Origin of the sequence: Alistipes indistinctus YIT 12060 (assembly GCF_025144995.1) — a bacterium.
GTDB classification, from domain to species: domain Bacteria; phylum Bacteroidota; class Bacteroidia; order Bacteroidales; family Rikenellaceae; genus Alistipes_A; species Alistipes_A indistinctus.
Genome location: NZ_CP102250.1, coordinates 2,399,829 through 2,416,035, shown reverse-complemented (window position 1 = coordinate 2,416,035; position 16,207 = coordinate 2,399,829). Strand labels below are relative to the sequence as shown.

General features: G+C 49.7%; 12 protein-coding genes, 1 tRNA gene and 1 pseudogene. 8 read left to right on the top strand and 6 right to left on the bottom strand.

The genetic code is table 11. The features are described from left to right. Positions 1-440 precede the first annotated feature (440 nt). The 4 genes from yihA (at position 441) to NQ495_RS11885 (ending at position 2,987) form a co-directional block, all read left to right on the top strand. The gene (yihA, locus tag NQ495_RS09955; protein WP_009133101.1) at positions 441-1,079 is read left to right on the top strand and encodes a ribosome biogenesis GTP-binding protein YihA/YsxC; all 639 of its coding nucleotides are present in this window, start codon (positions 441-443) and stop codon (positions 1,077-1,079) included. A gap of 288 nt (positions 1,080-1,367) precedes the next feature. Then, positions 1,368-2,309: a ribose-phosphate diphosphokinase gene (locus NQ495_RS09950; RefSeq protein WP_009133100.1), complete on the top strand. Its 942-nt coding sequence runs from the start codon at positions 1,368-1,370 to the stop codon at positions 2,307-2,309. Positions 2,310-2,404: 95 nt separating this feature from the next. Continuing rightward, positions 2,405-2,493, top strand: a tRNA-Ser gene (locus tag NQ495_RS09945). Between the two features lie 371 nt (positions 2,494-2,864). Further along, a complete protein-coding gene (locus tag NQ495_RS11885; RefSeq protein WP_418677701.1) occupies positions 2,865-2,987 on the top strand; it encodes an IS1/IS1595 family N-terminal zinc-binding domain-containing protein in 123 nt (40 codons plus the stop codon). 621 nt (positions 2,988-3,608) lie between these two features. On the opposite strand, the gene NQ495_RS09940 is transcribed toward NQ495_RS11885, so the two are convergent. From NQ495_RS09940 to NQ495_RS09915, 6 genes are all read right to left on the bottom strand, one after another. Continuing rightward, positions 3,609-5,993, bottom strand: a complete 2,385-nt coding sequence (locus NQ495_RS09940) for a DUF4906 domain-containing protein (RefSeq protein WP_009133099.1) — start codon at positions 5,991-5,993, stop codon at positions 3,609-3,611. A 1-nt stretch (position 5,994) separates the two neighbouring features. Then, positions 5,995-7,137, bottom strand: coding sequence for a hypothetical protein (locus tag NQ495_RS09935; RefSeq protein WP_040294122.1), 1,143 nt, complete (start codon positions 7,135-7,137; stop codon positions 5,995-5,997). Positions 7,138-7,151: 14 nt separating this feature from the next. Continuing rightward, the gene (locus NQ495_RS09930) at positions 7,152-8,186 is read right to left on the bottom strand and encodes a FimB/Mfa2 family fimbrial subunit (protein WP_009133097.1); all 1,035 of its coding nucleotides are present in this window, start codon (positions 8,184-8,186) and stop codon (positions 7,152-7,154) included. A gap of 197 nt (positions 8,187-8,383) precedes the next feature. Then, complete coding sequence (locus tag NQ495_RS09925) at positions 8,384-10,114, bottom strand: Mfa1 family fimbria major subunit (RefSeq protein WP_009133096.1); 1,731 nt, start codon at positions 10,112-10,114, stop codon at positions 8,384-8,386. A gap of 21 nt (positions 10,115-10,135) precedes the next feature. Further along, positions 10,136-11,590 carry a DUF3868 domain-containing protein gene (locus NQ495_RS09920; protein WP_187118311.1) on the bottom strand — a complete coding sequence of 485 codons (1,455 nt, stop codon included), beginning with the start codon at positions 11,588-11,590 and terminating at the stop codon, positions 10,136-10,138. 11 nt (positions 11,591-11,601) lie between these two features. Then, on the bottom strand, positions 11,602-12,177 hold the full coding sequence (locus NQ495_RS09915) for a DUF3575 domain-containing protein (protein WP_009133094.1): 576 nt from the start codon (positions 12,175-12,177) through the stop codon (positions 11,602-11,604). A gap of 511 nt (positions 12,178-12,688) precedes the next feature. On the opposite strand from NQ495_RS09915, the gene NQ495_RS09910 reads away from it, so the two are divergent. The 4 genes and pseudogenes from NQ495_RS09910 (at position 12,689) to NQ495_RS11875 (ending at position 15,328) form a co-directional block, all read left to right on the top strand. Further along, entirely contained in the window at positions 12,689-13,879 is a 1,191-nt protein-coding gene (locus NQ495_RS09910) for a helix-turn-helix domain-containing protein (RefSeq protein WP_009133093.1), read from the top strand. Then, positions 13,876-15,006: a helix-turn-helix domain-containing protein gene (locus tag NQ495_RS09905; RefSeq protein ID WP_009133092.1), complete on the top strand. Its 1,131-nt coding sequence runs from the start codon at positions 13,876-13,878 to the stop codon at positions 15,004-15,006. Before NQ495_RS09910 ends, NQ495_RS09905 begins: the two co-directional genes overlap by 4 nt. Before the next feature lie 77 nt (positions 15,007-15,083). After that, positions 15,084-15,182 (top strand): annotated as a pseudogene (locus NQ495_RS11880) (amidoligase family protein); the annotation flags it as partial. A gap of 20 nt (positions 15,183-15,202) precedes the next feature. After that, entirely contained in the window at positions 15,203-15,328 is a 126-nt protein-coding gene (locus tag NQ495_RS11875) for a transposase-like zinc-binding domain-containing protein (RefSeq protein ID WP_418209094.1), read from the top strand. The last annotated feature ends 879 nt before the right edge of the window (positions 15,329-16,207 follow it).

Sequence of the window (16,207 nt, the reverse complement as noted above, 5' to 3'; positions counted from 1 at the left end):
GTATCATGGACACAGACAGCTAACGAAGACATTCACCCAGTATACTAGTGTACTAGTTAACTAGTACACTAGTATACCACAAAAGTAGTAAAGCGTATCGGTTCTCCAAATTTTTTACGGATATTTTCCGGTTACCGCACTGTTTTTTTAATTCTCCCATCCGGATATGTCTACCTATCGCCTTCCCCGCCATTCAAACCCGATACAATACGCTCCGTGTACAGCGCGACCGGATACGAAAACAATACACATTCGTTACCGGGGCAAGATTATATACCAATATATAATCTTACACAGGCACTCACGGCGCCCCGGGCCGCAAGAAAGGTCTCCGCACGCCGACACCGGTAGGTTATCCGCACGGAACACCGGCCCACACATGGCCGATCCGCACAAAAAAGCTATCTTTGCGGAGAACCCTTTATAAAACCGTCACCGGCATGAACATCACCTCCGCCGTCTTCCGCTGCAGCAGCCAGAAGCTCTCGCAATGCCCCGCAGACAACCGCTGGGAGTTCGCCTTTATCGGCCGTTCGAACGTCGGCAAGTCGTCGCTTATCAACATGCTGACCGACTCTCCGGCGTTGGCCAAAGTCTCGGCCACTCCCGGCAAAACACGGCTGATCAACCATTTCCTGATCAACGGCTGCTGGTACCTGGTCGACCTGCCCGGCTACGGTTACGCGCGCGTCTCTAAAGGGCAGCGCAAAGAGTTCTCGAAGCTGATCCTCGACTACATCCTCAAGCGCGAGCAGATGTATTTCCTCTTCGTGCTGGTCGATTCGCGCCTCGAACCACAGAAGATCGACCTCGACTTCATGAGCCTGCTCGGCGAACACGGCATTCCGTTCGGGATCGTCTTCACCAAATGCGACAAGCTCTCCGCGAACCAGACCGAATCGAACATCGCACGCTACCGCCGCACGCTGCTGGAGAGTTGGGAGGAGCTCCCGCCGATATTCCGCACCTCGTCCGAAAAGCGGCAGGGCCGCGAGCCGATCCTCGATTTTATCGGGACATGCCTCGCCGATGCGCCGGAACCTCCGGCCCCACCCGCAAAAGACGGACATAAAGCCTAACGTCCGCACCCCTTCCCGGAAAATACTCCTACCCGGCAGGAGACCTCCATCCTGAAAGTAGAGAAATCCATATCCGGAGGACCATACGCCGCCGTGCCCGGGTAGCCATTGCGCCGTCAGTAACCGCCCGCTGCTTTCCGAATGCTCCGGGTTCACCGGCCGCCGCGGCCCATCCGCAGGTGCTATTCACGAAATCTTACCCGTCCCGGAAAAAAGTTCCGGATTTCAACCCGCTTTTTGGTAGAAAAAACGTACTTTTGCAGAGCTAAACGCAAAATTCATCCCGCCATGGCGATTCACAAACTCAAATTTTTTGCCTGCCGCGAGTCCCGCTACCTCGCCGAGAAGATAGCCAAAAGCTTCGGCAGCGAACTGGGAGACTCGACCGTGCTGGAGTTCAGCGACGGCGAATTCCAGCCCGCGTACAACGAGAGCATCCGCGGATGCACCGTCTTTATCGTGCAATCGACCTTCCCGCCCGCAGACAACCTGATGGAACTGCTGCTGATGATCGACGCCGCACACCGCGCTTCGGCACACCGTGTGATCGCCGTGATGCCCTACTTCGGTTGGGCGCGCCAGGACCGCAAGGACCGTCCCCGCGTTTCGATAGGCGCGAAACTGGTAGCCAACCTGCTGCGTGCGGCGGGCGTGGACCGCATCATGACGATGGACCTGCACGCCGACCAGATCCAGGGATTCTTCGACATCCCGGTGGACCACCTCTATGCGAGCGGCATTTTCGTTCCCTATATGAAAGGGCTCCAGATGGAGAACCTTTCGATCGCAGCGCCCGACATGGGCGGCGCCAAGCGTGCGAACGCCTATTCGCAACACCTCAACGCGCCGATGATCATCAGCCACAAGCAGCGTGAGAAACCCAACGTCGTGGGCCAGATGACCGCTATCGGCGACATCTCCGACCGCAACATCATCATCGTCGACGACATGATCGATACGGCCGGCACGATCACCAAAGCCGCCGACATGTTCATGGAACGGGGCGCGCGCAGCGTACGCGCGGCCGTAACACACCCGCTGCTGTCGGGCCCGGCCTACGACCGCATCAACAAAAGCGCGCTGTCGGAAGTGATCGTGACCGATACGATTCCGCTCAAGCAGAGCGAAGACCTGTCGAAGTTCACCGTGCTGACCGTCGCCGACATCTTCTCCGACGTGATCGAGCGCGTGCACAACTACAAAGAGATCAGCTCGCGCTTCATATTTTAGCGCTATTTTTTTGGAATTAACCAAAAATAGCTTAGCTTTGTAGCCCGGTTGGAGAGCCTTGCGGCGCTCCCGCCGCAATTCAGCTAACAAGGTCAGGAGAGGTGGGTGAGTGGCTGAAACCACCAGTTTGCTAAACTGACGTACTGGGTAACCGGTACCACGGGTTCGAATCCCGTCCTCTCCGCTAAGTTGGGGTAGTGTTTTAAATTAGGGGACGGCTTAAATTCAACGATTAAAACACTGGTTTTCAATACAAATTCTCCTTTCACAGGTGAAACAAAGGCGGCTATTACAGCCGCCTTTTGTATTTTTGTGCCCTTAAATCCTTCGAAAACGAGTTTTCAAAACGGATATTCGATCTTCATGTTTCAAATTAGGGGATGACTCCAATTCAAAGATTAAAACACTGACTTTCAATACAAATTTTCCTTTCATAGGTAAAACAAAGGCGGCTATTACAGTCGCCTTTTGTATTTTTGTGCCCTTAAATCCTTCGAAAACGAGTTTTCAAAACGGATATTCAACCTTCATGTTTCAAATTAGGGGATAGCAAAAATGGATAGCAAATATTGCGGAGGCACATGCGTAAAAGACGGAACGCAGAGCAACGGCAGGCAGCGCTACAAGTGCAAATCATGTCATCGAAAACAACAGGCACTATATAGTTTCATATCATAGCATTAAATCATCTGCAGCAAAAAGAAAAAAGGAAATTGAGAGCAGAAGACTAAAAGAGGAGTGTATATAACCGGCGTAGGTGATAACTAAACAAAAAAGCAAAGCCAGGTGCAACCCTCAAAAAGCCAATTAAAACCAAAGTCACGTTACTATCCCGTTACTTCGCTTGAACATCAAGAGGATTTCAGGCAGCTTCCAACATGCAGATTTACAAGGCTCAAGGTCTACTCTGAACGCAAATACACCCGAGTTCTCGAGAAGCGGAAGAGACTGCATCGAAAAGAAATACATCGAATTATTGATCGCTGGCTACCGGTGTTTTGTATATCCAAGAACGACCTACAAGTAATAATTTTGCACTTATAAAGGCGTGTTTACGACTGCACACCGTGTCACGAAAATCCATTTCGTTCCCCAAGCGACTCAATAGGTACGACCCCTATTTTTCGGTGTGGGCAAAATAGCGGCATTTCAGGCAACGGCAACTTTTTCGGCATTACAGAATCAGTGCATGAATCTTCCACCGTAAGAATTGCCGTCATCAATATTTGCCTGCCTCTTGAGGCACAGGCACAAAAAAGTACCCTTCCTGCCAAATACTATGAAGGATAGTACACGGTTTCATTTCGAATCGCGCACGCACCGGACCGGTCCCGCCACCGACTTTACATAATAAAAATAGAATTGGTATTCGAATATATGGAACAGGCCTTGATTCATATGGATATGCAAAATGTTCACTCGGTTGTCCGTGTCCGTGGTCGCATTGTGGTAGTTCCCACAACTGCTCGTACGAATACCCCCTCCATCGCCCACACGCGTTCCCTGCATCGGGAAATAAGACGTCGGCCCCTCTTTCCATTGCTGCATATACATATTCATTCCATATCCGTTCGGAAACTTGTCGTCATAATTGATGTCACTCATGCTTCCCGGATTGAGCCCCGTATTCGTAAATTCGAGCCACAATTCACCCGAGGCAACCCTCCAGCCCGTGGGACAGGGATCGAAAATGGATTTTTCCGTTCCGTAATTATCGTATAAATGGACATTGTTGTTCTGGTTAATCGTGTAGGCCTTCATTCCCTCGGAGGCCGGTTCCAGTCCTCCCCAAAGTTTGTTGTCGCTTTCTCCTACGGGACACCAGTCTCCATTATTGAAATAGTTACTTTTTGTTTGTACATAACTTTCATTTCGGTTGGCTTCGTTCGTTCCACAGATAAAAACCGTGGGATTGGCGATGGCGTGTCTGACAGCTCCGGTCAGGGCGCTTCCAATCACCGAATGGAACAGCTTGTTTTCATCGGTCGCGGATGTCTTATGAACTTCAGCCTGGTTGGAGTTGTCATAATGCAGGTCCGTATGTTCGTCGTTATAGTCCTGATGTTCGTTTGCAATGTTGCGTAAAGGAGGGAACGGGTCTTTTCGTCCCCATTGATACAACATGCCGAAAGCCTGCGTCATTTCATCCGGATACCGATGGAGACCACTTCCTATACCTTGCTGATTCTCGGCCAATGCACCGAGGTTGCATGACATGACGGCATAGCCCTGAATGCGCGGCTTCTCGGGATATATGCCGTTCTGGTCCCAGTCGTATGTATAATAAGTAACGGCTCTGCCGAGATTGTCCGGCTCATGGTCTGTAACCCAGATGTGCCAAGACCATATAATATCTCCCTTGCTGTTGTAGGCACCGATCAAGGCATTCCCTTTCTTTTGCGTTTTAACATAAATTTTCTGATGAATGTCGCCCGTGTTCTCCCCGAGCTGTACCAGCGTTCCGTTCGTATTATCGCCGATGCAGTCTTTGGTTTGCCAGATAATGCCGACACGGGCTATTTTCAGATTCCCGTCATGAGGATTCAAATAGTCTGCAAAATTATATCCGCCCCCTGTCTCTACACGGTAATAGGGCTCAAAAGAGAGGAACCCGTCCGGTTTCACGACAAAACAGTTGGACGATGGATTGTTTTGGCCTTTCTCTCCTGTGACAGTCAACGTCATGCGGTAAACTTGGTTACGCTGTATATTAAAATTATTGAGTGAGTTTCCTCCAGGATAAGCTACATAGAGATATTTTTCACCACCTATTTCGGTGGTTACATCCACCACAAGCGCATTGGAGGGAGCCACATCAGACTTGTTCCCGCCCTGAATTTCTGTTTCCCCTTGCAGGTTTTCGGGAACATAGAAAACAGCCCATTCTTTATCTTCGCTCTTTTCCAAATCCGAAGCGGCAAAAGCTATGGAACTGAATGTCGTTCCACCAGGAAACGGAACCGCATTCATCGGCTCTCCGTTTCCATCACCAGCCAATGTCTCTACCCGGCAAATATTCGGAATTTGCCTTACGTTGACGTTGTTCAGTTCCATCTCTGCGTTCAGCATCTCCACCTTTACTTTGAGTTTGGCATACATACGTGTAACCGGTACCGTGACCGTAATGCCTGTCGTTACCTCCACCTGCCCGCTCGCTCCGGCCATAGGTATCGACACCTTGTCTATCGACCGTAACGGGAAAGCGGTCGGCAAGGTCTGCTTCTTCAATTGTTCCAAATCCTTAAACTTTTGCCATGAAGCGTCCGTACCGTCATTGGCCCAATTATCATAGCCCGTGTTGGTTACGGCATATACGAGGGACGGCACTCCGGCTTTCAGGTATACGGGTAGCTCTTGCAACATGGCCTGGTCGGTGATGGTATAGTAACGCGGCTTTATCAGCAGTTCTTTCGTAGCCGCATCGTACTGGAATACCCAGATGTTGTGCACCTCTTTTTCCTGAGCAGTCTCCATTTCAGGTGTGCTGCTCGGTATAGACGCCCGTGTCTTTGCCTGTGCTTCAACGGCAAATGTATTGACGGACAAATTCAATACGGCTTCCGTCAGTTCGCCCTCATCGAGGATGGCGTTATTCGTTCCATTTGCCTCCGGAGTCAGATCTTTCGTGCAGCCACCCATGGCGAGGGCCGCCCATAGAAGCGTGAATAAGGTGTAACGTTTCATATCAGTCAAAAGTGTATTCGTTGTCATAAGCATATTTCCATTCCTGCACGTTCACCGCGAGCCTGTGGTCTCGGACGGTGACGGTGAAACGGTAGAGGTTGTTGCGGGAGATGTCGAAACGCCTGGCGTTGTCGTTATTATCCGTCTTTCCGCTCTCGTCGTAATTGGCGAAATGGATGGTATGCGGTTCATCCTCTCCGGTCTGTGCATCGAGCCTCATTTCAATGCTCGAATATTGGTCGCCTGCGTCGATGTTCCGGTATTCGGGCAGGTAAGCGATCCATTTCTCGTATTTGTTTCCGTCGGTCCCCGTCCATCGGCTTACGAAACGGAAATCTTGTGTTTTCTCCTCCGTGTCGTTGCCGTTTCCCACCAGGTGCAAGCCGCTGACGTAATCGCTGTTCCACTCGCCGCCGTGGTCGTAGTCGTTCTGTGAGAAAACGTCTTTCGGGGCACAATACCCCGCTTTATTATAGCGACGAATCTTCACCTCGCTGAACGACAAGTCGAAATGGCCGTCCGTCTCGAGTACCACCTCCACCTTGGCCACGGCCCGCAACAGGGTAACGGGCTCGGGCAGCCATGTGGCCACTCCGGGCTTCAACTCTATGTTATTGTATTCATGGACACCGTAGAAAGGAATCAGTCGTTCCGGTCCCAACTCGAAAGAGGAAAAACGATCGAACTGCCCCCATCCGGCATTGCAGATATCCGCGAGCAACGTTTCTCCTGCCTTCATCGCATCGTCGCCATATTGCGTCCAGTTGGCGAGCACGACCATCTTGAAGTTTTTGTGATCGGCCAAAGCGGCGGGTGCCTTGCCGAGCACACCGTAATCCCTGTAATCGCTTCCTTCCGTCACCACGAAACCTTCCGGCTCAAAACGGGCGATGAACTTATTGTCCGAGGTGAAGAAATATATCCTGTAGTTGTTGTTTTCTACGTCTATGTAGTTTTCATAGGTTTCGCCGATCGCATAGCCTTCACCGGTCTTCGGGCTTTTTGCAGGCACTCTGAGACCGATGCTGAGAGCTGTTTCTGGATCGGATATGCCGAAGGTCTCCGTGTCATGGCTGCACGAGGTACACCACAACACAAGGAGCATCATAGTTCCCGTGACGATATGTCGTACCACATTCTTCATTTGCATTCCTCCTATTACAATGCGCTGTTGTGCAGCACCACTTTCCAAGAGTTGACGTAAATATAGGCATCTAGCCAACGGTCGCTTTCGTCGAGGAAGAACACCATGTCGTACACATCCTGCCTGTCGAGATACTCCTGATCGTCCATATCCCGGTTATAGAAACCTTTCACCAGCAAAGCATAGTCGATAAGGGGAATGGAGAACACCGTTCTTCCCGTTTCCTTGTCGGTTACGGTAAGCCGCAGCTCCTGACCTTTCACAAGGCGCGGCACGGTCAGTTCGGCTATGGCCGCGCTGAAGACGGCGCGAGATACGATCGGCATTGCCTCGATCCCGGGGTCCATACCCGCTTCCCCGGCATCGGTATGCCATGCGTAAAAAGTCACCGGCTCGTCGGGCAGCAGCGTGTTGTCCCAATCCATGCTTCCGTTAGTGCCGGTGATGGTGAAAACGAACCTGTCTTTGTCCACAGCCTCTCCCGAGATGTGTTGCAACACCACTCGCACGTTATTGGTGTTCTTCACCAACGGTACGGTATAAGTGTACGTACCTTCGGTTTTACCGAACGTCTGTTCAGGCAGCCATCCGTGGAACAAGCGGTCGAGATCTTCGGTGACGAATGCCTTATTCCCGGCATCGTGTTGCCTGTCAAGCGTGCAGGTCAATTGTTTGCCGACGGTTGTTGCGGGTATCGAGAAAGAGCCTTTGTCGGTAGTACCGCACCAAGCAAGCAGGCCGTATTCACCCGGTTCTACATCTACAGTCATGGCATAGCCATCGGCCGCAAGGGCTTCTCCCTGTTCCGTACGTTGCCAGACCACCCTGCCGTCGGCATCAAGCAGGTAAAGTGTCACTACGTCCACCTCATGGGCAAAAGCATCGGCAAACTTCATGTTGTAATCGTAACGGAACTTCACACGGTAGCTCACCGAGCAGTCGCCTTCACCGTCATAGATTAAGCCGTCACAGGCATATAGCATCAAAGCTCCAGCGATGGCCGCCAGCAACTTTCCGCTTGCTTTTTTTATGTAAGGCCGTATATCCATTTGACTTATATTGTTTTATTCTATATATGCCGCGGAAAATGCAGCAGGAAATTTTCATTTCCGGAGAGCAATGGCAGACGCGCCCTTTCCGGTTTCGTCCTCGCTTTGCGCCGGAGCGGAAGCGCTTTTCTAAAACCATTCCATGAGGCCCCCCTCATGGAATGGTTGTTTATAAAATAAGATTGCTTCAAGAAACATTAAAGTTCCACATTCTGGCTGACAATTTTCCAGGAGAGGATGTTGATTTTCGCGCCTACGTAATAAGCGTCCGGATCGTCACCGGGAACGATTTTTTCGTTTCCGTCAAAGATTCCCCTGCCTATCTTTTCCAATTTGTCAATGGTGACTACGTAATGGTGATTGCGCACCACGCCGTATTTGGCTTCCGGAATCGTTCCGTTTTCCGCGACATCGCCATTATTGAGGTGTTCGACAGGAATGTTGTAGTACATCAATCCGCCGTTGTACGCGATGGCGTCCGCGGAAGCGGAGGCCAAATCATCGTTGAGAGCGGTGATGGTTTGATCCGAGCAGTTGGAGCCGTCCTCTGCATACAATGAAGTTCCATGCTCATTCGTAAATACCACTTTTACTTTTCCGTCGCCCACATGCTCCAACTTCACATACTCTTTGCCGATCTGGGTATATCTCGCATTCCCTTCCTCATCCGTGCCGTTTGCATACCACACGTCCAACTGGTTTCTCGTCTGCAATACGTTGAGCACGTATTCGAGGAAGGAGTCTTGTTTGAAAAGCAGGCCGTTGTAACGCACGAGGTCGAGCGCATTGCCGTTTGCATCGCAAACCTTGGCTTTGAGCAGGATGCTCGTAACGCCCGTAGGGAAGTTGGCGGTAACGATGGTGTTTGTATTGGTGTTCTCAGCGCAATAGGCAGGATTTTCCAATGCTGTTAAGCCGTTTTCCAGATCGACATAGTTCAGATATTCGGAATTGGCGGGAACTCCCGCTGCATTTTCAGGATAGCCGGAAAAGCCGTAATTGAACGACTTGCCCCAATGGCTGCGGCGGTCGGTCGGTCGGTTCCAGGTAAAGCCCAAGTCATTATCCATCCAAGCTGCATCTATATTCTTGACCATGAACGACTTCTTTGCCGTAGCATTCAATTTCCATCCGAGCAGTTCCACGTAGAGGTCTTCCGAAGCGATATCGCCGCTTCCGGCTGAGTTGTTTTCGCCTGCCACGGTGACTTTTATCGGATAACGCCCGTTTGCATCTTTGGGAAGGTTATCGGACACTTTCAGAGTTACTTTGGCAGCCAAACGCTCCACATATACGGTCACCGTATTAGCAATGGCACTCGCATCCGTCATCGGTTCAAGAGAGATGTTTCCCTCATTGACTTCCGTTACGAAATGCTTTTCCCGATTGGTTTCGGTGTAGCTTGTGGTACTCATGGTAAAGTAATTGGTCGTGACGTTATTGGTTGTTGCCGGATAGTAAATGCCTTCCGCATTATTGTCCGCAAGCACCGTTTGCATTTCATCGAGCGTTTTTCCATGCACGAAGCCGGTCGGTTTGTTGAGCACTGTTACCATATACCTAGGATAGCTCTTCTTGTCCAACCCTTTCAACACAACAATATTGTTGCTCGCAAATTCGATGTTTCCGGCAGGGGTTGTCGTCGAGGCGCTGCCATCCGTCCAAACATCACCCTGTGTCACGAATACACCGTCTGCGTCATAGAAGTAAAAGCTGGCATTTTTTATGGACTGTTCGTTTGTTCCGTACTCAAAATCACCTTCTTGCGCCCTGGTAAGGGTACCTGCATCAGCGAGGCGGACCTTGATATACGCTTTGTCTCCGGTGAAAACATTCGGAGTATCATTCGGAATGATTCCCGATTCGTCGTTCGAGCATGCACACAATGCGGTACACACGAGCAGGCCTAATAATTTATTCATCTTCATAAACGTGTATAATTAATTTGATTAATGATATTTATATTCGTTAATGTCGTTTTTCCCAAGTTGTTCGAGCGTGATGGCGGCCTGCTCCAATCCGAGCGATTTCGCCTCGTTCAGGTAGCGTCGGGCACCGTCGTAATCCTTTTGCCGGATGGCCAGTGCGCCTCGGGCATAAACGGCCTCGGGCGAATCGCCCGTCTTGGCCAGGTAACGCTCCGCACCTGTGAGGTCGCCGCGGCGCATGGCGGCGTTGGCAGCGTTCAGGTTGGCGACGGTGTCGTCCGGGAACATGCGTACTGCGGTCTCGAATACTTCGGCGAACTCGTCCGTACCGGGTTCATACTCCTGTGCAACGAGGTAGAACTCGTTCAGGCTCAGCTTTTGCGGCCGCTCACGCATGATTCGTTTTATCTCCTCCACGTCGCTGTAATTGCGGATGGTGTAGGCTATGCGGTAGTCGGTGCGGCGCAACGCCGGATAACAGTTCTGTAACAGGAAGCGGTATTCCTCCGGATAGGTACTTTTTATTTTCCACTCTCTGGCATCCGGTTCCAAATCGCCGTCTATCAGAGCGATGATTTCCTCGCGATGCCCGAGGTTCGACCGTTCCACGTAGCGGCGCAATCCCGCCCAATCCTCCGGTTCGTAGTCGGTCGTTATGACATCGCCTTCAAACCGGTAGAGTTGCTGTATGTGTTTCTTCAATGCGGCGGTACGCCCGATGGCCAACTCTTGGTTATGCACATAAGGACTTTCGGGCGAAGCGTAACCTTTCAGCCATACCGAGGTGATGGTTATATCCGTGTCGCTTCGCACGGAGTCGATCGACGACTGTATTTTCCCAAGTTCGGCAGTGTTGCGCCGATAGCCCGGATAAATCACCGTTTGGTCCACCGGAAAGTCGATGAACGCCGAGCCTTCGAGCGAATCCCTTTTTTCGATCTGCCCTTGCGGATGCACATATACCAGTTCGGGAAAAAACGCCTCGGTGTATTGTCCGAGCAGACCATTCTGCTCCGCCAACAAAGTATTGCAACACCCGTAGTCGCTGCGATGAAGCGACAGCACGGAACCGTTCATCCATTCGGCATATGGCACCAGGTTGCGGTATTCGATGGCATCGGGCTTCTCCGAAGCCTTATAGCTCGTTTCATCCTTGCCCGACAGCATGCTCTCGCCGTTGCGCACATAGAAGTAATAGCGTCGCCTGCCGTAAACCCCTACCGATTGCAGGCCGAGCGAGTCGTTGCCATTGACTAACCATGGCGTAAGAAGCACGGCACGATTAGCGTCCACGTCCAGCCCTAACAAGTCCCAAAGCATGTCTATGGCGATGTATCCGCCGTTCCGTTCCATGCTGAGATTCTCCACGGAAACACCGTCCACGATGTCCTGTTTCCGCAGGTCGGTTGCGGTCTGCGCTTCCGCTGCCGCAACCATGCCCAGAAGGGCTGATAGGATATATAATCTCTTTTTCATCTTGCACACGATTAAAACACATAAACAAGGTTGATTGCCGCTTTGGTCGGCCCCACGTAGTGGTGCGGCTTGTCCGTTTCGATCCTCCTGCCGCACCCGGCACACTGGAAGCGGTCATAGCGTGTATAGGAATAGCCGAAGCCGATTTCCGCCTCCAGGTTCCAATGCTGCCCCAGTATCCACGCATAACCATAAGCGATGCCTGCGCCGACGAACCAGCCCTGGTAACGGGTATCCTTCAGTTTGCGGGTATCCGTACCGAGGAAATTGATTTTCCCGTCGAAACCTCCGATGTTATACTGTCCGCCGTGAACGTGAGCACCCACGAAGTGACCTGAGAAGCGGTCGCAGAACCAGTATCTGGCTTCGGGTTGAACAACCCAGTGTTTCCAGTGCCGATCGTGCGAGAGCATCCACGCGTTGAACTGTCCCGTAACGTCCAAAGTCCACTTGGGTGCAAGTCCGACCTCTATTCCCAAATTCGGATTCAGGAAAGCATCCGCCAGAACATTACTCTTGACAGCCACGCTCTGGGCTTGGACACCCTGCGTCATGCCGGCGAAGGCAATTGCCAGCAGAACGCACATCCGTTTTATAATTCCATTGTTCATACTTTATAGCTATAGTCAATTATTACGTTGCAAATTTTACAGTCTGTCCTGACCGAGACAATTTCAAGAAGTCAGCTGCGGTACCCGGGCTGTCTTTTATTTTCTGCCCTGCACAAAGAAACGGCGTCTTTGTTATCGCATAATGCCAAAACGTATAAATCATATCCGCAAAATCGTAATGACCAATCTACTCAAACTGCAATTTTGTAACGAGTATGTCAAAACATCAAAGCTGGACTCATTTTTGAAGTGTACGAAACCATTATCATCAACTGTAATACAGATAAATACAGTAAACGGGACTATATTTGTATGCCATAATGCCAGTGAGTCCACGGCTGAACATCGTGATTGTCGGAGGAGGGGCGTTATCTTTGTATATTATAAATGTCAGAGAGTCTATGACTGTCTACCTACGCAAGTTTAGCGCACCGGGCAAAGCCTGCATACATACGCTCTCGAGAAGAATAATTTGAATTCGATTGACATGGGAGTATTTGCCACATACAGCAACTTGATGACCTATATTTTACCGATCATTTGCTCGGCCATATGTTCGGTCTTTACCTTTTTCTTGATATGGAATTATCGCAATCTTGCCGAAAGAAAATTAAGGCGGGTCGTGAGCATTTATTGTATCCTGATAGCCGTATGGTGGTCATCCTTTTTATGGCACGCGCGCGCTGACGATCCGGTATTCCTCCCGGTCGATATTCCTTTTGCCCTGTCGTATATCTATATTCCCATATTGTTTTACAACATCGTTTATTACCTGACCTATTTAGGGGACAAAAGAAACTTTCCCGTACTGAATTACCTTTGGCCGGTACCCACGTTGGTAATCATCCTGATAGCGACAACTTGGATATCGCCTCCCAAAGAAGGAATTTTTACCGGGTTGTCGCCGCTCGAGCGATATACGGAGCTTTTCATATCCGGCCTTTTACTGCGGTTTATCACAGCGGTAGCCTATATCGTTCCGACCGGCCTATTGTTGTCGCGGTATTATAAACAGACGGTACGTCAAAAGGCCGACACGGATCGGAAATATCTCAGTATAAAATCATCGCGTTGGCTCATCGTGTTCTTCATGCTTTCCATCGCTATATTGCTGATCGCGTTTTTACCTTCGTTGGTCGGCGCAAGCCAATGGCTTATCTGGCTGAACGCGTTATGCATTATGGCTCAGGAAATATTGCTTACCTACCAGGTTATCCGCAGACAATATCTCTCCTACAAAACCTCCTATTTGTTTCCGGACAACGAAAAGAAAGCCGGGAACAACAGCTTGACCGCCAAACAGCGTCATGCGCCGGACAACACGCGTGGGCAGTTGAACAGGAGGGCGTTCGAAAACTATTTTTCTCGACAAAAACCATATCTCAATCCTGATTTCAAACTGACAGACTTGGCCGAGACGATGGGTGTGAACCGTACTGTCATGTCTAATTTTATCAATCAAACTTACAGCATGAATTTCAAGCGTTACCTGAACCTATGGCGGATCAGGGAGTACCAGACTCTGATCAAGCGTCCTTCGAACGAACGTAAAAATCCGTATCAGGTAATGGTTATGGCTGGGTTTAAGGACTCCAGACATTTCCAGCGTGCGATTCAATTAGAAAATACCTATAAAGAACAGTCTCACAAGGGGCCACAAATAAAAAAGAAGGCATGAATCAAGATATCGGACGTGCAATAGTTTTCTCAATACCCGTGGTAAGCGCTGCGGTCAGCCTGATCATGATTTCGCTCGACACAACCCGCTCTTCCAATACGGTCAACCGGAAGATACATTACAGCATAATCACGGTATACTGTCTGATGATGCTGTACTGGAGCGGACAGGTTATGCATTCCGTCGACCGCGACGCTTTCATAGCATACCTGCCTGTTTCCTTTTCCTCGTTCAGTTTTATTCCCGTATTCCTGTACCTGATCACCTATATTATTACAGGAACAGGCGAACGGGAACGTTTCCCGGCATACCATTTCGTCCTTCCGCTGTGTTTAACCGTAACGATTTGTATGATTGCCTTTATAGTCCCGTTCCGGCAACGATGGAGCGCTATTTACGACAACGGAGTAAGCCTGACCAGTGCGATCGTCGACACCACGTTTATCGTCTGTATTTTGCTGAACATCTTATACTCCGGGCTAAGCCTGCTCCGCATAAAGTCGTATAAACGTCAGGTAACCGATTATTCCGCCGATATTTACCGGATGTCGCTGGATTGGCTCTCCTTTATCATCCTGTTCAGGGTCGTGCTGCAAATCTTGCCGATAGCCGGATTGGTACTGGGCATCGGGCTGTTCAATAAATTGGGGTTTATCTGGGCATTTACCATATTGCCGGCGGTTTTTACCCATATCGTACTGTGCCTGAATATCCTTTCGGAGAATTATGTGATTATCGAACCTGTTACCGCCAAAGAAAAGGAAATAACCGCGTCGGGAAATTATGCGCAACTGGGGCGGCAGCGGGTCGAGAAGTATTTAGAGAATAAGAAACCTTATCTAAATCCGGAATTCAAAATAACCGATATGGCCAGGGACCTTTTTTCCAACAGGACTTATATATCGGCATTCATCAACCGGGAATATGGCGTGAATTTCAACCGTTTCATCAATAATTACCGGCTGAAAGAAGTGGAAAGATTACGGTCGGAGGCCGTGCAAAAAAAACAAAAAGTATCTTCGCTGGAGATTGTTATCCATGCCGGATTCAGTAATTACCGCAGTTATTTCCGGGCTAAAAACCTGGTAAACAACGATGCCGTTTCTATAGATAAAAAATGGAATTAGATTCGATTTGAAAATATGACAGGAGCGCCAATACGATCTACGGGCTTCTGAAAGCTTTCAAAAATGAGCGATAGGACAAGTTGAATCCGGAAGCCTATTCCCGGCACCGGACGGTCGAATTCCGACAATATTCCGGTACAACCGATTTTACAAAGATGGAGAAACGGGTAGTGTTTGAAATTAGGAGATTGCAAAAATGGAATGCAAGTATTGCGGAGGCATGTGCGTTAAAGACGGAACGCAGAGCAACGGCAAGCAGCGCTACATATGCAAATCGTGCCATCGAAAACAACAGGCATTATACAGTTACAATGCCTACTAAAAAGGGATTAACGACAAGATCTTGACATTGACCAAAGAGGGAGTCGGGATTCGAAATACAGCACGGATTCTGAATATCTCCCCGACAACACTACTCAGCAGAATTATACAAATTACCTATACAATCTCTCAGCCGGCTGTCATTACTCAACGGACATATGAAGCAGATGAAATAAAGAGTTTGGTACGCGGAGTGGTCCTGAATAAATGAATCCCTGTTGATTGTCAATACATGAACGCCCTTACCATAACATCTTGTTCTGATTTGGGAATACTGTATTTCGCAGCAAGTTTTCTCCAGCCGGAAACGGTATGCTTGCCCTCTGCGAATATCGCTTCTCCCTGGGGCGACTCCAGTCTGCAATACAGCGTAAAGCTAAAAACCAGGTCGAAATCCAATGAATTGTCGTTCTCCGAACTATTGAATTCCAACCCAGTGCCGATTCGTCTGTAAGCCGATAACAACAGCCAACCTGCGGCGTAAATAGAAAACCGAGGATTTGCAGGTGGTCGTCGCAATTTGCAGTGGCGACATTGAATGTAATCACGCGAAAAAATGCGGTTTCGCGGTGTACTATCCGGTGGCACTTCCCCTATCGGCTTTTCGCCACCAAATAAACAACCAACGCATTGCAAAGCAGCGTTTTACATGTTGACTTTTCGTACTTTAAAACATATTTACCCCCTCAAACCATGTGCAAAATGAAAAGAACGACACCCAACGTCCTGTTTTACGTCCACAGGGCGAGGCTCAACCGGTCCGGCAAAGCGCCTATCTTTAGGAGAATCATCGTAAACGGCAACCGGAAAGATGTTCATCGAAAATAGGTCATCGAGCCGAAACATTACTGGCGTATTTCCAATCTGATCCCGCTTGAAG